This is a genomic window from Streptomyces sp. NPDC006393 (assembly GCF_040628575.1).
In the GTDB taxonomy this organism is placed as follows: Bacteria; Actinomycetota; Actinomycetes; order Streptomycetales; family Streptomycetaceae; genus Streptomyces.
On sequence record NZ_JBEXZD010000051.1, the window covers coordinates 21,394 to 42,186 of the forward strand.

The 20,793-nt window shown below is 71.8% G+C and carries 21 protein-coding genes; 7 read left to right on the top strand and 14 right to left on the bottom strand.

The window, feature by feature from the left end:
• Nucleotides 1–79 precede the first annotated feature (79 nt).
• Nucleotides 80–901, bottom strand: a complete 822-nt coding sequence (locus ABZ484_RS21535; protein ID WP_358867509.1) for a DUF1963 domain-containing protein — start codon at nucleotides 899–901, stop codon at nucleotides 80–82.
• Nucleotides 902–970: 69 nt separating this feature from the next.
• Between ABZ484_RS21535 and ABZ484_RS21540 the strand changes: the two genes are divergently transcribed.
• Together ABZ484_RS21540 and ABZ484_RS21545 are read left to right on the top strand one after the other, a co-directional pair.
• A complete protein-coding gene (locus tag ABZ484_RS21540; RefSeq protein WP_358867532.1) occupies nucleotides 971–1,222 on the top strand; it encodes a hypothetical protein in 252 nt (83 codons plus the stop codon).
• Between the two features lie 265 nt (nucleotides 1,223–1,487).
• A complete protein-coding gene (locus ABZ484_RS21545) occupies nucleotides 1,488–2,036 on the top strand; it encodes an isochorismatase family cysteine hydrolase (RefSeq protein WP_358867533.1) in 549 nt (182 codons plus the stop codon).
• A gap of 23 nt (nucleotides 2,037–2,059) precedes the next feature.
• Here the strand turns inward: ABZ484_RS21545 and ABZ484_RS21550 are convergent, their stop codons facing one another.
• A complete protein-coding gene (locus ABZ484_RS21550; RefSeq protein WP_358867510.1) occupies nucleotides 2,060–2,953 on the bottom strand; it encodes a LysR family transcriptional regulator ArgP in 894 nt (297 codons plus the stop codon).
• Between the two features lie 67 nt (nucleotides 2,954–3,020).
• Between ABZ484_RS21550 and ABZ484_RS21555 the strand changes: the two genes are divergently transcribed.
• The gene (locus tag ABZ484_RS21555; protein ID WP_358867511.1) at nucleotides 3,021–3,638 is read left to right on the top strand and encodes a LysE/ArgO family amino acid transporter; all 618 of its coding nucleotides are present in this window, start codon (nucleotides 3,021–3,023) and stop codon (nucleotides 3,636–3,638) included.
• Between the two features lie 76 nt (nucleotides 3,639–3,714).
• Here the strand turns inward: ABZ484_RS21555 and ABZ484_RS21560 are convergent, their stop codons facing one another.
• The 5 genes from ABZ484_RS21560 to ABZ484_RS21580 form a co-directional block, all read right to left on the bottom strand.
• Nucleotides 3,715–6,915 carry a glycoside hydrolase family 2 TIM barrel-domain containing protein gene (locus ABZ484_RS21560; RefSeq protein ID WP_358867512.1) on the bottom strand — a complete coding sequence of 1,067 codons (3,201 nt, stop codon included), beginning with the start codon at nucleotides 6,913–6,915 and terminating at the stop codon, nucleotides 3,715–3,717.
• A gap of 205 nt (nucleotides 6,916–7,120) precedes the next feature.
• Nucleotides 7,121–7,696, bottom strand: a complete 576-nt coding sequence (locus ABZ484_RS21565) for a rhodanese-like domain-containing protein (RefSeq protein ID WP_358867513.1) — start codon at nucleotides 7,694–7,696, stop codon at nucleotides 7,121–7,123.
• A gap of 122 nt (nucleotides 7,697–7,818) precedes the next feature.
• Complete coding sequence (locus tag ABZ484_RS21570; RefSeq protein ID WP_358867514.1) at nucleotides 7,819–8,562, bottom strand: sulfite exporter TauE/SafE family protein; 744 nt, start codon at nucleotides 8,560–8,562, stop codon at nucleotides 7,819–7,821.
• Nucleotides 8,559–8,768 (bottom strand): hypothetical protein, encoded by a 210-nt coding sequence (locus ABZ484_RS21575; RefSeq protein WP_358867515.1) that lies wholly within the window; start codon nucleotides 8,766–8,768, stop codon nucleotides 8,559–8,561. The genes ABZ484_RS21570 and ABZ484_RS21575 overlap by 4 nt, the downstream gene beginning before the upstream one ends.
• A 45-nt stretch (nucleotides 8,769–8,813) precedes the next feature.
• A complete protein-coding gene (locus ABZ484_RS21580; protein ID WP_358867516.1) occupies nucleotides 8,814–10,175 on the bottom strand; it encodes an MBL fold metallo-hydrolase in 1,362 nt (453 codons plus the stop codon).
• 330 nt (nucleotides 10,176–10,505) lie between these two features.
• Between ABZ484_RS21580 and ABZ484_RS21585 the strand changes: the two genes are divergently transcribed.
• A complete protein-coding gene (locus ABZ484_RS21585; RefSeq protein WP_358867517.1) occupies nucleotides 10,506–10,793 on the top strand; it encodes a metal-sensitive transcriptional regulator in 288 nt (95 codons plus the stop codon).
• A gap of 51 nt (nucleotides 10,794–10,844) precedes the next feature.
• Here ABZ484_RS21585 and ABZ484_RS21590 read toward each other — a convergent pair whose 3' ends face one another.
• Both ABZ484_RS21590 and ABZ484_RS21595 read right to left on the bottom strand, forming a co-directional pair.
• Entirely contained in the window at nucleotides 10,845–11,093 is a 249-nt protein-coding gene (locus ABZ484_RS21590) for a hypothetical protein (protein WP_358867518.1), read from the bottom strand.
• 224 nt (nucleotides 11,094–11,317) lie between these two features.
• Complete coding sequence (locus ABZ484_RS21595) at nucleotides 11,318–13,078, bottom strand: MOSC and FAD-binding oxidoreductase domain-containing protein (protein ID WP_358867519.1); 1,761 nt, start codon at nucleotides 13,076–13,078, stop codon at nucleotides 11,318–11,320.
• 214 nt (nucleotides 13,079–13,292) lie between these two features.
• Here ABZ484_RS21595 and ABZ484_RS21600 point away from each other — a divergent pair, with 214 nt between their 5' ends.
• The gene (locus tag ABZ484_RS21600; RefSeq protein ID WP_358867520.1) at nucleotides 13,293–13,988 is read left to right on the top strand and encodes a TMEM175 family protein; all 696 of its coding nucleotides are present in this window, start codon (nucleotides 13,293–13,295) and stop codon (nucleotides 13,986–13,988) included.
• A gap of 65 nt (nucleotides 13,989–14,053) precedes the next feature.
• Here ABZ484_RS21600 and ABZ484_RS21605 read toward each other — a convergent pair whose 3' ends face one another.
• Entirely contained in the window at nucleotides 14,054–14,932 is an 879-nt protein-coding gene (locus ABZ484_RS21605; protein ID WP_358867521.1) for an alpha/beta hydrolase, read from the bottom strand.
• A gap of 147 nt (nucleotides 14,933–15,079) precedes the next feature.
• Here ABZ484_RS21605 and ABZ484_RS21610 point away from each other — a divergent pair, with 147 nt between their 5' ends.
• Nucleotides 15,080–17,026: an AfsR/SARP family transcriptional regulator gene (locus ABZ484_RS21610; RefSeq protein ID WP_358867522.1), complete on the top strand. Its 1,947-nt coding sequence runs from the start codon at nucleotides 15,080–15,082 to the stop codon at nucleotides 17,024–17,026.
• A 33-nt stretch (nucleotides 17,027–17,059) separates the two neighbouring features.
• Here the strand turns inward: ABZ484_RS21610 and ABZ484_RS21615 are convergent, their stop codons facing one another.
• The 4 genes from ABZ484_RS21615 to ABZ484_RS21630 form a co-directional block, all read right to left on the bottom strand.
• Entirely contained in the window at nucleotides 17,060–17,839 is a 780-nt protein-coding gene (locus tag ABZ484_RS21615; protein ID WP_358867523.1) for a D-Ala-D-Ala carboxypeptidase family metallohydrolase, read from the bottom strand.
• Between the two features lie 164 nt (nucleotides 17,840–18,003).
• On the bottom strand, nucleotides 18,004–18,225 hold the full coding sequence (locus ABZ484_RS21620) for a DUF5133 domain-containing protein (protein ID WP_358867534.1): 222 nt from the start codon (nucleotides 18,223–18,225) through the stop codon (nucleotides 18,004–18,006).
• Nucleotides 18,226–18,613: 388 nt separating this feature from the next.
• A complete protein-coding gene (locus ABZ484_RS21625) occupies nucleotides 18,614–18,877 on the bottom strand; it encodes a hypothetical protein (RefSeq protein WP_358867524.1) in 264 nt (87 codons plus the stop codon).
• A gap of 185 nt (nucleotides 18,878–19,062) precedes the next feature.
• Nucleotides 19,063–19,707, bottom strand: a complete 645-nt coding sequence (locus ABZ484_RS21630; RefSeq protein ID WP_358867525.1) for a TetR family transcriptional regulator — start codon at nucleotides 19,705–19,707, stop codon at nucleotides 19,063–19,065.
• Nucleotides 19,708–19,791: 84 nt separating this feature from the next.
• Here ABZ484_RS21630 and ABZ484_RS21635 point away from each other — a divergent pair, with 84 nt between their 5' ends.
• Complete coding sequence (locus ABZ484_RS21635) at nucleotides 19,792–20,727, top strand: oxidoreductase (RefSeq protein WP_358867535.1); 936 nt, start codon at nucleotides 19,792–19,794, stop codon at nucleotides 20,725–20,727.
• Nucleotides 20,728–20,793: the final 66 nt, after the last annotated feature.

The window sequence follows — 20,793 nt, forward strand, 5'->3', positions numbered from 1 at the left end:
GCACTCAGCCGACGGCGGCGCCGAACTTCCGCGGCTCGGGTTCCGGGCGTGATCGTGGGACCCCGTCCCTGCCGGCCGGTCAGGCCATTTCGACGTAGCGGTGGGCTCGGTCGAAGCGCAGGGCCGCCAGGTCCCGGCGGCGGATCACCCAGTGGGCCACGCCGGAGTCCAGTTCCGTGACGTCGTCGCCGCATCTCCAGGTGGCCAGGAGAGTCCAGTCGTCGGTGCCCACGCCGCCGTCCGTGCCGCCCTGCTCGGCGGTGTCGTCCTGGCCGGGGTCGCGGGCGTAGTGGACCGGGTCGTTCTGAGGAGAGACCGGGTGGCCGCCGATCTGGAGGGTCCAGGAAGGCCGGTGGCCGCCCACCTGGGACCAGGCGTCGGCGAGCTCTTCGGCGCGTTCGAACTGTTCGTCGTCGGGGAAGTCGCCCCATGTGTCCAGGGCGAAGCTCTCGGGCATCCGAGGGCTCAACTGGTGCCAGAGTGTGCGCAGTTCCCGCACTTGGTAGGGCTTGCGCCGGCTGTGTTCGAGGGGGCGTCGGGTGGTCGGTGTCCCGGCGGGGATGTACATCACCGCGTCCGGCACGTGTCCCTGGACGCCACCCACGTCGGGAGCGGCGAAGAAGAGCAGGTGACCGTCGGCCGGGAGCGGGAGGTCGGTGGTGCCCCGGGGGAGGGCCGTGAGGTCGACGGCGGCCACGAAGGGATCGGACGGTTCCGGCACGCCGTGCGGCAGCGTCGGGTCGCCACCCACCCGGGCGGCGAGGGGCCCGTCACCGTCCTCTGCCATGTACACCGCAGGCAGGGCGACGCGTATCCACTCCTCCACCTCCTCCGACGGCAGGTCCCGGGATGCCGCCTCGGCGCGGAAGCGGTTCGGTCTGTCCACGGTCTCGTCAGTCACGGGGCCACCCTAACGATCTCGTTCGCGGGCGGACGCCTGACCGGAGGTGTGGACCTGGTCCTGGAATCCGTGGGACAGGCCACGTTCCCCGTCAGTCTGGCGGTCACCAAGCCCTTCGTCGGACGGGTCGTCGTGTTCGGTGCCGCTTCCGGTGAAGCCGGCTTGACCACGCACGACCTGATCTTCGCCCACCAGGTCCAGCTCAAGGGCCTGCACGGTGCTTCAGTGACTCGAGGCAGGCCGGACCCGTGGCAAACACGCCCTCGATCCATGGCGGCAGGAAAGGCCTGCGCCACACCGCAACACCCATATCGCACCTGAGGTGAGGATCTCCTGGTACGTCCCGGGGAGTCACTTCCGGACCAGATGCACCCGCACACCGCTCATGGGACGATGGTCGCTCGAGTTCGTCCTGAATTCGGTTCTCTCTCGAGCTTTGGCCAGTAACCGTCACCCCCCTGGGAAGTCCTGCCGGGAGACGGATCCGAGGTACGAGATGACTGCAGCGATCAGAGATTATCCACCCGACGAGACGGCTCTGCTGATCATCGATCCGTACAACGACTTCCTGTCCTAGGGCGGGAAGCTGTGGCCGCGTGCCAAGGAGGTCGCGGAAGGCGTGGGGCTGCTCGACCACATGCGGCTCATGCTGGCCGCGGCGCGCGATCAGGGTTTCCGGGTCTTCATCGTGCCCCACCATCAAACGGCCCCGGGTGACTACAGCACGTGGGACCACCTGTCCCCGACCCAGCGGCACGTCGTCGAGCGGCAGACCTTCGCCGCCGGCAGCTGGGGCGCCGAGTGGCACCCTGACTTCGTGCCGCGAGAGGGCGAGCTGGTCATGCGGCAGCACTGGGCGTCGAGCGGCTTCGCGAACACCGACCTCGACATGTTGCTCAAGCAGCACGGGGTCAGGAAGATCGTGCTCATCGGCATGAAAGCCAACACGTGCGTGGACACCACCGCCCGCTTCGGCCAGGAACTGGGATACCACGTCACCCTCATCCGTGACGCCATCGGATCGTTCGACTGGGACGAGATGAAGGCGACGTTCGACATCAACGCGCCGGCGTACGCCCACGCCGTCCTCACCACGGACGAGTTTCTCGGCATCGTCGGGGGAACGGCCCAGTAGTCGAGGAATCGGCCGGTGGTCCTTCACTGCCGAAGAGCCTCGGCCGCGGTGGCCGTGACCGCGTCGGCCAGTGCCGCCAGTGCCGGGGAGTCGAGCTTCCACTGCTGCCAGTGCAGGGTGACGTCCATCCACTCCCCGGGCGCCAGCAGGGTCAGACGGCCCGCTTCGAGCAGGGGCGCGGCCTGGACCTCCGGGACCATGCCCCAGCCGAGCCCGGCCGCGACCGCCTCGCAGAAGCCCTCGGAGGTGGGGACGTGGTGCCGGTCCGCGGCGGCGGAGGTGCGGCCCAGGCGGCGTACGAAACCGTCCTGGAAGTCGTCCTTGCGGTCGAAGACCACGACGGGGGCCCGGGGCAGCACCTCCGGGAGCGGCCCGGTCAGCAGGCGTGCCGCGAGAGAGGGCTCCGCCACCGGCAGATACCGCATCCGGCCGAGCGGCCGGACCGTGCAGCCGGGCACCGGGTCGGGCGAGGAGGTCACCGCCGCCATCACCAGGCCTTCGCGCAGCAGGGTCGCCGTGTGGGCCTCGTCCTCCCGGTGCAGTTCGAAGCAGAGCCCACTCACCCGGGTCAGCGCCGGCAGGAGCCAGGTCGCCAGCGAGTCCGCGTTCACGGCGACCGACACCCGCGTCGGCCGACCGGCGTCGCTGAGCCCCAGCTCGCCCCACGCGTCCCGCTCCAGCCGGGCGAGCTGCCGGGCGAACCGCACCAGCACCGCGCCGGACTCCGTGGGCCGCACCGGCTTGGTGCGTTGCAGCAGCACGCGGCCGGTGCGCTGCTCCAGTGCCTTGATGCGCTGGCTGACCGCCGACGGCGTCACATGCAGCGCCGCGGCCGCCGCGTCGAAGGTGCCCTCGTCGACCACGGCGAGCAGAGTCCGGACCTGCTCCACGGGGAGGTCCGCGTGTTCCGTCATCATGGCTGCTAAGGATACGTAAGAAACTTTAGCTGTACTTTTCCTCGTCCGGTTCCTTAGCGTCGGCGTCATGAACCACCACGCCCTGGCCGTCGCCGCCGCCGGATTCGGCACCGGACTCTCCCTGATCGTCGCCATCGGCGCCCAGAACGCCTTCGTCCTGCGCCAGGGGGTGCGCCGGGACGCCGTCCTCGCCGTCGTCGGCATCTGCGCGCTGTCCGACGCGGTGCTCATCGCGCTCGGCGTCGGCGGCGTCGGGGCGGCCGTCGTGGCATGGCCGGGCGCGCTCCGTGCCGTCGGGATCATCGGCGGCGTCTTCCTGATCTCCTACGGCGTCCTCGCCGCCCGCCGCGTCCTGCGGCCCGGCACCGGACTGCGGGCGCAGGGCGAAGCCGCCGGGTCCCGCCGACGCGCGGTCCTCACCTGCCTGGCGATGACCTGGCTCAACCCGCACGTCTACCTGGACACCGTGTTCCTCCTCGGGTCCCTCGCCGCGGACCGCGGCTCCCTGCGCTGGACCTTCGGACTCGGCGCCGCTCTCGCCAGCCTGTGCTGGTTCGCGGCGCTCGGCTTCGGCGCCCGGCTGCTGGGGCGCCTGCTGGCCCGGCCCACCGCCTGGCGCGTTCTGGACGGTCTGGTCGCCGTCACCATGCTGGTGCTGGGCGCCACACTCGCCCTCGGGGCATGAGGGCGAGTGCGGTGGGCGGCCTCGGCGCAGCGTCGTGCCGCCCTGCCGCCCTTCGTCCGGGTCAGCCGGAGGCGGGTCAGCCGGAGGCGGGCCGCAACCGGTAGGCGTAGCTGTAGGTGCGGCCGGAGTGCAGAAGGTACTTCTCCAGCGGTGCCGCGCCCCAGGAGTTGATGCCGCCGACTCCCATCTGCCGGTGGTTGACGAGCAGGATCGTCTCGTCGCGCCGCCTGAGCTGATACGGGTGGCGCGGACCGTCGAGGTCCGATGGCGAGTGGTGCAGAGCGCTGGTCTCCAGGAGCGGCTCGCCCTCGGCGGGGTCGGCGACAACTTCCAGGCCCTGACCGGAGCGGTCGGTCAGCGACAGCCACCGGACGTCCGTCTGGTTGCCCGTCTGCTGGGGCCGTACGTACGGCGCAACCTGCTCGTCGACCGTGGAGTGCCACCGTCCCACGAAGGCGGCCGTCTTGCGGTCCTGGTAGTTCTCGTGGGGCCCCCGCCCGAACCAGCCGAGCCGTTCGTGCCCGCCCGGCACGGTGAGCAGCGCGCCGACCATGGGCAGGTCCGGCAGCCCGGCCGGGGCGTCCAGGGTGTGCCGCACCCGTACCTCGCCGTCGGCGCGCACCCGGAACACCGTGTGCCAGGTGGCGGTCGTCGGGGACGTGGGCAGAGTGCAGGCGACCTCGACGACGGCCTCGCCGTCCGCGGGCTGTGCGGCCCGCACGGAGGTCACCGTGCGTTCGGCGCCCGCGGCCCGCCATGTCGCGGCCGTCTTCTGGAAGCCGCGGCCGATGTCGTTGTCCGTGGGCCCGCGCCAGAAGTTGGGCACGGGGCCCTCGGCGAGCAGCGCCCGCCCCTTCCATGTGTAGGAGGCGAGGGTTCCGGAGGTCTTGGACAGCACCACCTCGACGTCCGGACCGCTGATCCTCACCTCGGTCGCGGTCTCGGCGAGCGTCAGCCGGCCGATCGCCGGGGCGTCGCCGGCGAGCGGGGCGTGCCAGTCCAACGCCAGCTGTTCGGCGGCCACTTCGTGTCCCGCGTCCGCCCAGCGGGTCCGCTCGCGCAGCACGAAGGACAGGTTCAGGAAGTACTCGCCACCGGATGCGGCGGACGAGGGCCCCCGGTACGGGATGCGTACGTCACCCTCGTCGCCGGGAGCCACCGCCGGAGCCGGGAGCGTGCCGTGCTGCACCGTCTCGCCGTCGCGGGTCACGGACCAGCGCAGCGCGTAGGCCTCCAGACCGCTGAAGAGGTGCTTGTTGCGGACCTTGACGGTGCCGCCGGACGCGCCGGAGAGATCGCCGGCCGTGATGCCGACCGGCTGGTAGCACTTCTTCACCTCGATCAGCCCGGGGTGGACCGACCGGTCCGCGGCCGTCAGGCCGTTGCAGCAGAAGTTGCCGTCCGTGGGATAGCCGGCGTGCCAGTCGCCGCCGAAGGACAGGTACGTGTGCCGGGAGTCGCCGGGGACCGGCAGCCGGATGGCCTGGTCGACCCAGTCCCAGACGAAGGCGCCGTGCAGGTTCGGATACCGCTCGAAGACGTCCCAGTACTCCTGGAGGTTGCCGCCGCTGTTGCCCATCGAGTGGTTGTACTCGCAGAGCATGAACGGCGTCCGGTTGCCGGACCTGCCGTAGGCCTCCACGCCCGCGGGGCTGGTGTACATCTCGCTGTGCAGGTCGGCGACGGCGTTCATGCCCTCGTAGTGCACCGGACGCGAGGCGTCGCGGGCGTGCGCCCAGTCGGCCATGACCTTGAAGTTCGCGCCCTGTCCGGCCTCGTTGCCGAGCGACCAGACGACGACGCACGGATGGTTCTTGTCCCGTTCGACCAGCGACCGCAGCCGGTCCACGCAGGCGTCGGTCCACTCCGGCAGGGACGCGGGGACCGTGGCCCGCACGCCGTGCGTCTCCAGGTTGGTCTCGTCGATGACGTACAGCCCGTACTCGTCGCAGAGTTCCAGCCAGCGGGGGTGGTTGGGGTAGTGCGAGGTGCGGACGGCGTTGATGTTGTGCTGCTTCATCAGGCGGATGTCCTGGATCATCCGTGCCTCGTCGACGGCCTGACCGCGCTCGGGGTCGGTCTCGTGGCGGTTGGTGCCGCGGAACATCACCGGCTTGCCGTTGACGGTGAACCGCCCTGGCCCGTACTCCACTTGGCGGAAGCCGATCCGCGCGCTGTGGACGTCGGTCGTCCTGCCGCCCGGGTCGGTGAGCGTGACGACGAGCGTGTACAGGTTCGGGTCCTCCGCGGACCACAGCGCCGGTGCCCGGACGTCGCCCTTCAGGGTCGCCGAGCCGCCGCCCGCGTCACCGGAGAGCCGCAGCCGCCGGCGGCCGCGCGGATCGAAGAGTTCGGCGGTGACCCGGTGCCCGGCCGTGCCGTCGCCGCTCCGGTCCCGTACGGCGACGTCGACCGTCAGGACGGCGTCCCGGTAGGCGGAGTCCAGTTCGGTGTGCACGAACAGGTCCTGTACGTGGACCGGCGGGATCGAGTACAGGTAGACGTCGCGGAAGATCCCGGACAGGTCGATCATGTCCTGGTCCTCCAGCCAGCTGCCGTCGGACCAGCGGTGCACCTCCACCGCGAGGGTGTTGGTGCCCTGGCGCAGATACGGTGTGACGTCGAACTCGGCGGGTGTGTAGCTGTCCTCGCTGTAGCCCACCTGTTCGCCGTTGACCCACACGAAGAAGGCCGACTTCACGCCCTGGAACGACAGCAGTGTGCGGCGCCGCGACCAGCCGGCGGGCACCGTGAAGGTACGGCGGTAGGAGCCGACCGGGTTGAAGTCCTTGGGCACCTCGGGCGGGACCGGCGTCTCGTAGCCGATCCACGGGTACTTGATGTTGAGGTAGATCGGCTCCGGATAGCCCTCGATCTCCCAGTTGGAGGGCACGGGGATGTGGTCCCATCCGCTGTCGTCGAAGTCCGGGGCCTGGAACCCGGTGGGCCGCCGGTCGGCGTTCCGCGACCACTTGAAGCGCCAGCTGCCGTTGAGCGAACGGTGGTACGGCGACTCCTGGAACCGTCCGCGCAGCGCGTCGGCCGGGCTCGCGTACGGCACGAGGCGGGCTCGGGCCGTCTCGCGGTTGATCTGGAACGTGCGCGGGTCGGCGTCCCACGGACCGCCCTGGGCGGCGGGGTCTCCCTTGACCGCCGGATCGCCCTGGGCGGCGAACGCCCGTTTCTGGGCGCTGAAGGCGGCCCAGCCCGCCAGGGCGCCCGCGGCGAGCACCGTGCGGCGGCGCGGGCGGTACGAACTGTTTCTCTCTGCACTCATTCGCGACTCCGAACGCAAGGCATCAAGAACCGCCAGCATCGAACGGAACTCCCCATCGCACAAGAGCACCGAGGGCTCACGCGGCTCACCGACCTCTTTGGCCTAAAGACGGAGGAGGGCCCAGAACTGAGGGAGGGTCACCTCACGGCAGTGCCATGTCAGTGCTCGTTCGTCCGGCGGGGCCCGGCGTTTCGCGGGCGCGATGTCAGCCGTTGCGCAGTCGTGCCAGCGTCGCGTCGAGGTCGGCCTGACGGGGCCGGTTGAAGGGGAGTCTGGCGAGTACGGCGGCCATGCCGCAGGTGTTGGACACGGCGGAGAAGACCAGGCCGCCCGCGATGCCGGCGGACAGGAGCCGGAAGGCGGGGTGGACCGTCTCGCCCAGCACCAGGCCGAGCAGCACGATCGAGCCGGCGGTGAGCCGGACCTGGCGCTCCATGCCCCAGGTGGCCTTCGGGCTGCCCTCGGGGCGATGGAGGTCGTGGCCCTGGGCCGCCCAGGCGCCGGTGCCTCCGACGAGCGTGGCGGCGTGGACGCCGTTCGCCGCGAGCATCCGGCACGCGTTCTCGGAGCGGGCTCCGGAGGCGCAGACGACGAGGATCTCGCCGCGCCGGGCGGCGGTTGGGAGGTCGGGCAGCGCCCGGTCGAGCTGGTCCAGCGGGATGTTGAGGGCTCCGGGGAGGTGTCCGCCGGCGTATTCGCCCGGAGTGCGGACGTCGATGACGGTGAGCTCGTGCAGCCGGGCCCGGGCCTGGCGTGGGTCGAGGGTGGCGCGGGTGGTCATGCTGGTTGCCGTCCTTGTGTGTCGAGGGGCGAGTGCAGGGGGGTCGTGTCAGGCAGCGAGGGCCTGTGAGGATGTGAGGATGAGTCAGGTCAGTGTGTCGATGAGCATGAACGCGGGATGAGTCAGGTGAGCGCGTCGGCGAGCATGAACACGGCGACCGCGAGCAGCACGTAGGCGAAGACGGTCCGCAGGGTTGCGCTCCGGATCCTCTTCGAGAGACGTTTGCCGTCCCAGGCGCCCAGGATCGCCGCCGCGGTGAACGGTGCGATGACCGCCCAGTGCGGCTGCGTCCCGGTGCCGGCCCGGGCGGCCAGGGCCGCGAGCGAGTTGACCGTGATGACCAGCAGGCTGGTGCCGACCGCCCGGCGCATGGTCAGTCCGAGCACGCCCACCAGCGCGGGCACGGCGAGGAAGCCCCCGCCCACGCCGAGGAATCCGGTCACCGCGCCGAGCCCGGCGCCCGCCGCGCCCGCCTTGCCGGGGCGGACCCGGCCGGACGGCTCGGAACGTGCGGACCGCAGCATGCGCAGGGCGGCGAGCGCCGCTGTGCCGGCGAAGGCGACGATGAGCAGGGACTCGGGCAGACGGCCGGCGGCGGCCCCGGCGATCGTCGCGGGCACGATGCCCGCCAGGGCGAAGAGCAGTCCGGTCCGCCAGGCGACGTTGCCGTCCCGGGCGTGGCCGGTCAGTGCGGTGACCGAGGTGACGCTCACGATGATCAGGCCCGCGGTCGTCGCCTCGGCGGGGGTGAAGTGGAGCAGGTAGATCAGGGCGGGCACGGCGAGGACGCTGCCGCCTCCGCCGAGGCCGCCCAGGGCCAGGCCGATGACGGCTCCGGCGAGCAGCGCGAGGATCAGGGCGGTCATGCCGTCGAACCGTCGTCGACTCCGAGGGCCTCGAGGGCTTCGAGGACTTCGAGGACTTCAGGGGCCGCGGCGCCGTGTTCGGCCGGCGGTGCCAACGTCTGCTGGGAGCTGCGCCCGCCGCACCCGTGGGTGCGCCGGTGGGCCTCGTCCACGGTGGCATGGTCCGGGCCGCGATGGCGGAAGTGGGACATCACAGTCTCTTGCACGTTTCGGGCTTGGGAGGTTCGGGAGGATCGTCCGGCCGGGTCGTGTCAGCCGGAGGTGACGACGGCCAGTCCGGCCTCGGCGGCGGCGTCGAAGCCGTCGTCGACGGCCACGACGTCACGGCCCGCGGCGTCCAGCAGCGAGGCGGCGACAGCGGCGCGCGCCCCGCCCGCGCAGTGCACCCAGACGGTGCCGGCCGGCACCTCACCCAGGCGCTCGTGCACCTGATGGATCGGGATGTGCACGGAGTCCTCGATGTACCCGCGTGCTCGCTCGGAGTCGCGGCGTACGTCCAGGACGACGATGCCGTCCGTACCGTGCTCGGCCAGGCCCCGGAACGTCGAGCGGGGGAAGGAGGCGAGGCTGTCGCGCTCGGGGATCCACTGCCGTGGGGTGCCGGTCGCGGCGGCGGCCGGCCGGTCGATGCCGACCCGGACGAGTTCACGCTGGGCGGCGGCCAGCTGCTCGGCGGACTCGGCGAGCAGTGTCACCGGCTTGCCCCACGGGATCATCCAGGGCAGATAGGTGGCGATCTTGCCGTCCGCCTCGAAGTTGAACGACCCGGCGACATGGCCTTCGGCGAATGCCACGCGGTTGCGCAGGTCCACGACCCACTCTCCGGCCGCGAGCCGGGCGGCGATCTCGTCCGCGTCCGCGATGGCCGGAGGGGTCAGGTCCACCGGCGCCGGACCGGCGGCATTGGCCGGGCCCATGTGCGTGTAGTAGGCGGGGATGTCGTCGAGATCCGCGAGCAGCCGGGCGACGAAGGAGTCCACGTCCGTGGTCAGCGCCGCGTTGACGGACTTCTCCGTGCCGATCGTGGTGGTGTCCCCCGCGGCCTGCGCGGAGGAGCAGAAGCTGCCGAAGCCGTGCGTCGGCAGTACGGAGGTCTCGTCCGGCAGCTCGGCCGCCAGGCGGTGCGCTGAGGCGTGCTGGGCGCGGGCCAGCCGTTCGGTCAGCCGCGGTTCGACCAGGTCCGGCCTGCCCACGGTGCCGATCAGCAGTGACCCGCCGGTGAACACGGCCACCGGCCGCGTCTGCTCCTGGAGGACGTAGGAGGTGTGGTGCGGGGTGTGGCCGGGCGTGGCGACCGCGCGCAGCTCCAGCCCGCTGTCGACGGTGACGGTGTCGCCGTCGGCCACCGGCACCCGCGCGAACGAGACGTGCGCCCCGGCCGGCACCAGGTAGGCGGCGCCCGACACCCGGGCCAGCTCCAGGCCGCCCGTCACGTAGTCGTTGTGCAGGTGGGTCTCCACGACATACGCGATCCGTACGCCGCGTCGCGCGGCCGCTGCCAGCACCTGGTCGACGTCGCGCGGCGGGTCGACCGCCACGGCCGTCCGCCGGCCACCGGCCAGATAGCTCCGGTTGCCCAGGCCCTCGAGCTCCATGGTGTCGATGAAGAACACGGGGATGCTTCCTTCCCGTCGAGAACACCCAGGAATTACCCCCGGGGGTATATGGCACCCTAACATGGGTACCCCCGGGGGTATGTGGAGTGTGTTGTGGTCCTCGTGCGGGGACCTCATCGATCGGCGTCGGCCGCGGTGTGCGCCACTCGAAGACTTGAAGGTGCCGATCAGCGGGAAGGCGGGCGAGGGCGGGCTTCAGTCCGTGGTCGAACCCGGCCCGCCCTGGAGACCGCCAGGGCGGCCATGTCGCCGAGCCCACAGGCGTCCGGGAACCTCGGACACCAAAGGGGGTATATTACCCCAGGGGGTATTTCATGGGGAGTGATGATGGATCTTGACCTGGCGGGTGCCGAACTGAAGTCGGTCCTCAACCGGCTGCGCCGGGCACAGGGCCAGATCTCCGGAGTGATTCGGATGATCGAGGAGGGCCGGGACTGCGAGGAGGTCGTCACCCAACTCGCCGCCGCGTCACGGGCGCTGGACCGTGCCGGTTTCGCCATCATCGCGACCGGTCTCCAGCAGTGCGTGGCCGACATCGAATCCGGCCGGACCAACGGCGAGGACGCCCAACGCATGCGCGCCCGCATGGAGAAACTGTTCCTGTCGCTGGCATAGCAACGGCGGTCAGGGCCGGCACGCCGGCCTACCCTGTGCGACCACACCCGGTCACATCGTCGTTTCGCCCCGCTCGTCGGCACCGTCCACGGCAACCATGCGGGTGCTCATGTGCGCCTGCCGCATCCGCCCGTCGGGCGCGAACCGGCCGAAGAAGTAGACCTCGACGGCGAGATCCCTGCCTCGCCGCGAGCAGTGCAGGGTGTAGGACGGGTCATCGAACACGGGCGGCGGACCGGAGAGTTCGACGACCGGCTGCCCGTCGACTGGCTGGTCGCGGCGACCATCAGGCTCGGCCATGCCGCGAGCGAGGAGCAGGACGCCGGTCGGCTGTCAGCCACGGCCGCGCAGGACGCCCCCCGCACCAGCCTGCTCCGCCTGCTCGGCGCCGGCGCCGGTGCCGGTGCCGGTGCCTGTGCCCAGGCGAATTCCTCGCCTCGGCCTCGCTGAGCGCGTCCAGCGCCGCAGGCCGGGCAAGTCCTCGGCACCCGCCGCCCGCCGAGCGGGTCCGCCCCTGGCCCCGGCTACAGGTCGAGGACGACGTCGGTGGCCGGTTCGCTGCAGCAGACGAGGACGGTGCCGGGCTCGGGGAGTTCGAGGGGTGGGGTGGTGTAGGTGACGTCGCCTGCCACGAGGTGGGTGACGCAGGTGTGGCAGACACCGGTCCGGCAGGACCACCGGGTGGGGATGTCGCAGGCTTCGGCGAGTTCGAGGAGGGTCGCACGGGCGGGTGACCAGGCGGTGGTGATGCCGCTGCGGGCGAAGGTGATGAGGGGGCCGGTGCCCGTGCGGCCGGGTGGCTGGTGCGGCCGGATCACCGCGGCCGGGGTGACGCCGGGGTTGATGGCGGGCAGCGCGCTGAACTGTTCGGTGTGGATCCGCTCGGGGCGCAGTCCGTGTGCGCGGAGGAGGCCGCCGACGTCGTCCATGAAGGCGGGCGGTCCGCAGAGGTAGGCGTCGGCGTCGGTGGGGACGCCCAGGGCGGCGAGGGATCGGGCGCTCGGGCGGCCCTGGGTGATGTGGGGTTCGCCGGGGTGGGGGCCTTCGGCGGTGTAGTAGATGTGCTCATGGGCGTCGGGGAGTTGCGTCAGGAGGGTGTGGGTCTCGTCCGCGAAGGCGTGGTGGGCGCGGTCGTGGGCGGTGTGGATCCACCAGACGGGACGCGGATCCGCCGTGGCGGCGAGCCGGTGCAGCATGGCGAGCACGGGAGTGGCGCCGATCCCCGCGGAGACGAGCACGACCGGGCGGGTTCCCTCTTCGAGCACGAACGTCCCGCGGGGGCTTGCGATGTCCACGAGGTCCCCGGGACGGAGCGTGCCGTGGATGTAGCCGCTGACCTTTCCGTGAGGCTCGTGCTTGACGCTGATGCGGTAGGTGCCGGCGGTGGGCGCGGAGGAGAGTGAGTAGCTGCGTACCGCGGGGGCCGCGTCGCCGACGGGGAGGCGGATGGACAGGTACTGGCCCGGGCGGGCCTGCGGCAGTGGGGTGCCGTCCGTGGTGTCGAGGTAGATCGACGAGACGGTGGGGGTCTCGGCGACGACGCGGGCGACGCGCATGGGTTTGAAGCCCGGCCATCCCGGCTCCGCTCCCGGCTGCCGCGTGGCGGCGCGTTCGCCCGGCCATCCCGGTTCCTGCTGGGGCTGCTGGGCGGCGGCGAGGTCGCGGAAGGACTGCTGCCATCCGGGGCTGAGGGCGGGGATGTTCAGTGCTTTGCGCAGCTTGGCGGGGTCGCGGTCGGGGAGGTAGAGCAGTGCGTCGGTGTCGGCGACGGTGAGTTCTTCGGGGCCCCTTCGGGTGAGGGTGATCTCGTCGCCGGCCTGGACGCGTCCTTCGGTGATGACCCGCAGGTAGAAGCCGGGGCGGTGGTGGGCGACCAGCAGGGAGGCCATGGCGGGTTCGCCCAGGCGCATGCCGACCCGGTAGCAGGTGACACGGGGCTGGGTGACCTCGAACTCCGCTTCGCCGATGCGGTACCGGTCGCCGATGCACACCTCGTCGTCGGGCAGGCCGTCGACGGTGAAGTTCTCCCCGAAGATCCCGTAGGTCAGGTCGTCGCGGCCGAGTTCCTTTTGCCAGTACTGGTAGGACTGCCGCTGGTACACGAGGACGGCTCGGATCTCGCCGCCGTGCCCGGCCAGGTCTCCTTGACCGTCTCCGTCGACGTTCAGCCGCCGCACCATACGGGGGCCCTCGACGGGCGCCTTCCAGGCACCGGTGCGGACGGTCCTCCCCTGCCAGGAGACGTCCTTGGGCATGCCTACGTTGACGGACAGCAGCGTCGCCATCGCTGACCTCCTGCGGGACGGCCGGCCGCGGCGGCCCCTCATGGCGCTGAGACCTGTGCGCTGGTGCCGATCCTATGCGTGGGCCGGTACGGCCGCGATTCAGACCGGGGAGATTGCACGCGCGGTGCGGGGCCGCGCCGCGCCCCGACCCAGGCGCCGAGGAAACGCTCCTCGGATGCGCGCGCTGGAGCCTGCGGTGCCGGAGGCTGGGGCGATGAGAGAGCCTGTTCACGAACCGGGCGGCCGGCGAGAAGGGGCGACGTCGTTCGGCGTGGAGCGCGATCCCGCCCGGGTGGTCGCGTTCAGCGACGGTGTCATCGCCATCGCCGTCACCCTGCTCGTCCTGGAGATCCACCCGCCGCACGACACCAGCCGTCTGCTGCACGGCCTCGCCGCACTCTGGCCGTCCTACCTGGCCTACGTCGTCACCTTCATGCTGATCGGACAGGTCTGGGTCAACCACCACCTCATGTTCGACCACATCCGCAGCGCCGACCGGGTGGTGCTCTTCCTCAACACCGTGCTGCTCATGGACGTCGCGTTCCTGCCGTTCGCCGCCTCCGTGCTGGCTCAGGCGTTCCGTGACGGGCACGGGGAGCGCACCGCTGTCGTCCTCCACGGCGCCGCCTTCGAACTCCTTGCCGTTCTGTTCAACATCATCTGGGGCTATGTCCGCCGTGACCGGCGGCTCCTCGCCACCACGATCGATGCGGCCGGCGTGGCGGCGATCGGCCGGCGCTTCCGCCTCGCCCTGGTCTGGCTCGCCATCGGAACCCTGCTCGGCGCCTTCGTTCCCGTCCTCGGCATGGCCGTGATCGCCGCCTTCGTTCCCTACTACTGGCTTCCGATCGCGGGCGAGATCGCCGAGGCCGAGCGCCGCCGTCGCCGTCGCCGTGGGCATCGGGCATGACCGGTGACGGACGTGGGGCGGTGCGCCGGCCGATGACCGCTGACGGACACAAGGGTCCGTGGCGATCAGCGTTTCACCAGGTCGAAAATCAGCGTGGCGATGTCCTCGGGAGCCTCCTCGGCCATGAAGTGGCCCGCCCGGGTGGTGAAGTGCCGAAGGTCGCCGGCCCAGGGCCGCCAGATCGCGGCGGCGTCGAACCCCAGCTGCTGGCCCCAGTCCTGCTGGACGACCGTGACCGGCATGGTGAGCCGGTTGCCGGCGTCGAGGTCGGCCTGGTCGTGCTCGATGTCGACGGTCGCGGTGGCGCGGTAGTCGGCGACGATCGACGCGACGGCGCCCCGGCAGGCGCGGAGGTACTCGGCTCGTACGTCCGCGGGGATCGCCCCGGGGCTCGCGGACCAGATGTCGAGGAAGTGGCCGAAGAACGCGTCGGCGCTGCCCGCGATCATCCGCTCGGGCAGTCCGGGCGGCTGGGCCATCAGATACAGGTGGAAGGCCACCGCCGCGCCGGCCCCGTGGAGGACGTTCCAGGTGTCCAGGGTGGGAACGATGTCGAGGATGCCCAGGTGGCTGATCCGGTGCGGGTGATCCAGACCGGCCCGGAAGGCGACATGCGCGCCGCGGTCGTGCCCGACCAGCGCGAACCGGTCGAACCCGAGGGCGTCGGCCAGGCCGACGACGTCCGCGGCCATCGTCCGCTTCGAGTAGGTGTCCTCGGCGACCGCTTCGGGTTTGCCGCTGGCGCCGTAGCCGCGAAGATCGGGGCAGACCACGGTGTGGCGCGCGGCCAGGACGGGTGCGACGTGCCGCCACATCAGGTGTGTCTGGGGAAAGCCGTGCAGCAGTACGAGTGCCGGTCCTTCGCCGCCGACCGCGGCGTTCAGCTCCACGCCGTCGGCCACGGGGATCGGGCGTGTCTCGAAGCCCGGAATGGTGATGCCCATCGTTGTCGTCTCCTTCTCCTGCTCTCCCCCACCCGTGAACCACTGACGCTCACGGGTGGATGTGTGGACGGCAGGAGCATCAAAGAGCCGGGTCAGCAGTGAATCAGCGGCGGCCGGCGCCGACGGCGTGCGGACGACAATGAGGGCATGGAGATCTTCGTCGAGGTGCTCGGGCCGATCGAGGTCACCGACAGCGAGGGCCGCCCTGTGGCGGTGGGCAGCCGCCGCCGGCGCGAGCTTCTGGGACGGCTGGTCGCGGCCGGTGGCCGGGCCGTACCGTTGCCGGTGCTGGTCGATGATCTCTGGGAGGAGCCGCCGCCCACGGCGGCCGGGACGATCCGCACCTTCGTCGCCGAGCTGCGCCGCGCCCTCGAGCCGGATCGCCGCCCGCGCGCCCGGTCGCGAGTCATCGAGACCGTCGGTACCGCGTACGCCCTGCGGATCCCACGATCGCACGTCGACGCCCACCGGTTCGAGGACACTCTTCGGGCGGCGCGCGAAGGATCCGGCGGCCGGGCGGCCGGTGCGCTGGGCGAGGCGCTCTCGTGGTGGCGTGGCGAGCCGTACGCGGACCTCGACGCCTCGCCCTGGCTGACACCGGAGCGCGCCCGCCTGACAGAGCTGCACCGCCAGGCCGTCGAGCTGCGTGCCCGGGCGGTGCTCGATCTCGGGCGGGGCGCGATCCTCGTCCCGGAACTGGAGGCGTTCGCCACCGCACATCCGTGGCGGGAGCACGCCTGGGTGCTGCTGGCCCGTGCCCTCTACCAGGCCGGCCGGCAGGTCGACGCGCTGGCCTCGCTGCGTGACGCGCGCGCCGGGCTGCTGGACCGGTTCGGACTGGAGTCGGTGGACCTCCTGGACCATCTGGAACGTGACATCCTCCGGCACGCTCCGCACCTCACGCCCGCGCCCCGGGAGGCGGACCGGCTCCACCTGCTCACGCGCACCGAGGCGACGGGGATCTACACCCGGCTGCGCTCGATGAGCACCGTGGCCGGAGCCGCGGCGGTCACCGGTGGCACCAACCTGGTACTGGCCCAGGAGCAGCGCGCCAGGGCGGTCGCGGAGGCGGAACGGACGGGAGACCCCGGCCTCACCGCACGCGTGATCGCGGCCTACGACGTCCCTACCGTCTGGACCCGCTCCGACGATCCCGTGCGCGCCGCGGCCCTGGTGGCGACCGTCCGACGGACCCTGCACCGGCTGGGATCGGGGGCTCCTCCCGCGCTTCGCGCGCGCCTCCTCGCGACCGTGGGGCTGGAGCATCGCGGAACCCGCGACCGCTGGGCCGCCGAGGCGGCGACCGAGGCCGAACGTCTCGCGCGGGACCTGCACGACCCCGGTGTGCTGGTACTCGCGCTCAACGCCCGGTTCGTGCAGTCCTTCCAGCACCCGGGGGGCACCGGCGCACGCGACGTGATCGCCGGCGAGCTCATCGAGGTCGCCGCACGACATGAACTGCCGATGTTCGAGATCCTCGGCCATCTGATCAGGATCCAGGTCTGCGCGGCCCGCGGCGACGCCGAGGCCGCGCGGCCTCACGTCGTGGCGGCCGAGCGGCTCGCCGCCGTCCATGAGGCCCCGCTCGTTCACGTTCTCACCGCCGCCTACCGGGCCATGCGGCTGGCGGAACGGTCGGACGACCCGGCCGAGGCCGCTCACGCCTATCGCGCCGTGGCCGCGGACCTCGCCGGTGCCGGCATGCCCGGGATGGAAGCCGGCATGTTGCCGCTCGCGCTCCTCTCCCTCCGCCTGCGCCATCGACGGCCCGCGCCGACGGATCCCGGCCTCGACTGGGGCCCCTGCCGTCCCTGGGCGCGGCCCCTCCTCGAACTCGCCCGCGGCAACCCGGCGGCGGCCCGGTACGCCGCCGCCGGCCTGCCCACGCCCCCTGCCGACCACCTGTACGACGCGCTCTGGGCCGTCAACGCACACACGGCGATCCTGCTCCAGGACGCCTCGCTCGCCGCGCAGGCGCACGACGCCCTCTCCCCCCTGCGCGGCGAGATCGCGGGCGGAACGACCGCCGTGATCAGCTTCGGGCCGGTCGACGACATCCTGGCCGCCCTGGACCGGCACTTCGACCGGGGTTGACCACGGGGCGTCGCCCACGACGGCCGGTCACGGTCACACCACGCCGCTCTCCCACCACCAGGAGCCGGAGCCGTACGAGGGGTACTGAACGCGGCTGTCCACGTGCTGCCAGGAGTGCGTGTACGCCTCCAGTCCGGAGAACCCGCAGGTCTCGGCGATCCTGTACGTCTGGAGGGTGGTGTGCCCGGAGACCACGACGTCGGCGGCGACGCCGTACACGTGCATGCTGTTGGACGCGCCGCCCACCGACGCGTTGTGCGCGACGCTGCGGAAACCGGAGTTGATGGTGACCGCGGCGTTGCCGGCCTTCTTGCGCAGCGCCTCCAGCTTGTACATCAGCCGCCGGACGTTCTCCTTGACCTGGGTGGCGCCCACCTTGCCGCCGCTGAACCCCGAGCCGTCCTTGGACTGGAACTCGCTCCAGTCGAAGTGCGCGGTCGAACCGTCCCCGTTCTCCAGGCTGTTGAGCACGCTCTGCGTCTGCGGTCCGACGACGCCGTCCGCGGTCAGACCGTAGGCGGACTGGAAGCGTCTGACCGCACCGTCGGTGGCCGGGCCGAAGGCGCCGTCCCAGGCGATGTACGTCTTCTGGGCGCTCGACGCCGCCCATCCGCCGACGCGGATCTGCAACTCGACCACGTCCGAGCCGGACGCGCCCTGCTGGAGTGTGCGGGTCCAGCCGTAGGCCGAGGCCCGTCCCGCCGAGCCGAGGTCGACGAACGCCGCCGCGCCCAGCGCGGCCGTCACGCCCGCCGCACCCCGCAGCAGCGCGCGGCGACCCACGCTTCCCCCCTGGACCTGTGACTCGTTCATGATCGCGTCCCCTCGACCGGGCGGTGGTTGACGCGCGTCACCGTAAGCGCTGTCTTGTCATGAACGCAACGGGTCGAGGCGGCGGATCCTGTCGCTCGGTTCCCGGCCGCGCCGCACACCCGCACAGCCGCGGGCGGCGACGTCGAACCCACCCAGATCGACGTTCAGCGGCGAGGCTGCCGTCGTGCCATGGCGTCGGCCAGCTGCCGGCGGGCCACGAACAAGGCCGCGTCCAGCCGGCGGGTGCCGGTGACCACACACAGCGTGTACGCGGCATCCTCGAGCTGGCGCGCGGTGTCCGAACCACCCCCGGACGCCACCCGCCGGCTGAGCCTCTCACACCGTTCGACCAGCTCCCGCAGGAGCGAAGGATGCGCCACCAACACCACGGCCGCCTCCGTTCTCACCCACCTGGACCATCCCCCATCCCTCAAACGGTCGCAGCCGTCGGCCTCCGCCGCACCTCGAGCGGGGTCGCGGGCCATGCTGGTGGCAACCCGGCGTCAGGAGCAGCCATGAACAACGATCGGCGCAAGGAAGCCTATCTGCAGCAGAACGGCCGCACGGACGTCACGCCGCGACAGCGACGACGCCTCAAGAAGAAGGGCGCCCAGGGCAAGGAGTAGCGGCCCGCGGCGGCCGGCGCACCGCTCGGTCCGGGAGCGGTGGCGACACGACGGACCGGCCGCCGGCGCGCCCTGGAGCGGACGCGCCGACGGCCGGCCGGATCGCCGTCACCGCCGGCTGGAGGCGGTGTCGGCGGCGGTTGCGGGATCAGCGGTGGCAGTTGCGGTGGTGGGTGGGGTGCCAGACGCGGGTCCAGTAGGCGGCGTGCCAGCGGTGGTGCCGGTCCCGGAATCCGGGGTGCCGCACCCACGTCCAGTGGCCCGCCGCCTCCACGCAGTGGCGCGCCGGCCTCGGCGGCTGGTGGTGCTGCGGTGCGGCCGACGCGGTGCCGACCGTGCCGACGACCGCGCCCGCGGCCAGGGCCACCGTCGCCGCCCCCAGGGCCGCCGCCCTCTTCAACCCGTTGATCATGTTCAGACCTTTCCGTGCGAGGTGGGGCTGACGCCCCGCCGCTCCCCGGACCGGTTCGGCCGGGGACACAGCGATCCTCGCGCCCCGACACGGGCAAAAGGCCCAAAAACACTGCTTGTTACGAAACACCAATCAATTTCTCATTGACCTCAAATAGTCGTACATACATGCAATTCCGACATCCATCAGGGCGCCGACGGGCCCGAGCCGGGCGTGCCGGTCCGTACGACGGCGTCCAGGGCCGGTCCGATGACGGCGAAGGACCGTTCGGTCAGGGCGGCGGGGTCCTCGGTGCCGTCGCTGTCGCTCCACCGCTGGAGAACCGTGTGAAAGGCGGTCAGGGCCATCCCGGCGGCCAGGCGCGGGTACAGCTCCGTGTCGAGGTCGAGGCCGAGCCGCTCGGCCGTCTCCGCCGCCAGTTCCTCGCGCCACTGGGCCTGGCGCTCCAGGAAGCGGGCGAGCAGGGCGGGCGTCCCCACGATCAGCTGCACGACACGCAGAGCCCGGTCGGCATGGCCGGCGCACGCGTCGATGGAGCGCCACACCGTGTGCCGCAGGGCGACCGAGGGCGGCTCCGCCGCCGGGCGGCTCGCCAGTTCGTCGCACATGGCGGAGCCCATGTCGGCAAGGAACTGGACGACCACGTCCTCCTTCGAGGCGAAGTAGCGGAAGAACGTCCGCTTCGACACGCCCGCGGCGGCGGCGATCTCGTCCACCGTGACCGCGTCGAAGCCTTCGCGCGCCAGCAGGGTCAGCGCCGCCTGCGTCAGCTCGTCGGCGACGAGCTGACGTTTGCGCTGGGCCAGCGTTCCTGTGGGACGGGAGCTCATCTCCTCATCGTATCCGCCGTGCCACGCCTGCGCCTGGATGTCGCGCTTGACACTTGGTGTCACGCAAGGCACCGTGAGCCTATGATGATGCGTCAGCAACCCTGGACCGCTGATCGGATTCCGGACCAGAACGGCCGGGTCTTCGTCGTCACCGGAGCCAACAGCGGCCTCGGTCTGGCGACCACGCGGGCACTCGCCCGCAAGGGCGCCCACGTGATCCTCGCCGTACGCGACGAGGCCAAGGGTCAACGGACGGTCGCGGAGGTGACGGCCGACACCTCGGGTGCCCGGCTCCAGGTGCGCCGGCTGGACCTGTCCGACCCGGACTCGGTCCGGACGTTCGCCGACCGGCTGCGCTCCGAGGGTGTGCGGCCCGACGTGCTGGTCAACAACGCGGGCGTGATGGCGCCGCCGCGTACGCTCACCGCGCAGGGCCTCGAGCTGCAGTTCGCCGCCAACCACCTCGGCCACTTCGCCCTCACCGGCCTCCTGCTGGACCTGATGACGGACGGCGACGACCCCCGCGTGGTCACGGTGACGTCGGCCAACCACCGCCTGGGCCGGATCCACTTCGACGACCTGACCGGCGAGCGGACGTACTCCCCGATGGGCCGTTACAACCAGTCCAAGCTCGCCAACGCCGTGTTCGGACGGGAGCTGCACCGACGGCTGAGCGCCGCCGGCAGCCCGGTGCGCAGCGTGCTGGCCCACCCCGGCTACGCCGCCACCCATCTTCAGACCAGCGCCCCGGTCGGCATGGTGAAGCTGCTCTTCGGCCGCCTGCTGCTGCCGTTCGCCCAGTCCCCGGACCAGGGTGCACTGCCCCAGCTGTACGCGGCCACCGCGCCGGACGTGCGGGGCGGCGAGCTGTTCGGGCCGGACGGCATGGGCGAGTTGCGGGGCGCGCCCCGGCGCGTGAAGCCGGCCCCGCGCTCCGCCGACCCGGAGACCGGCAGCCGGCTGTGGCAGCTGTCGGAATCGCTGACCGGCGTGAGCTTCGGGCTCCCGGCCCCGGCGTGATCCGGGAGCCCGGCCCGCGGGCCTCGGCCGCGTGTGGCCGCCGCGGGCGCCCGGTCGGCCCGGTGC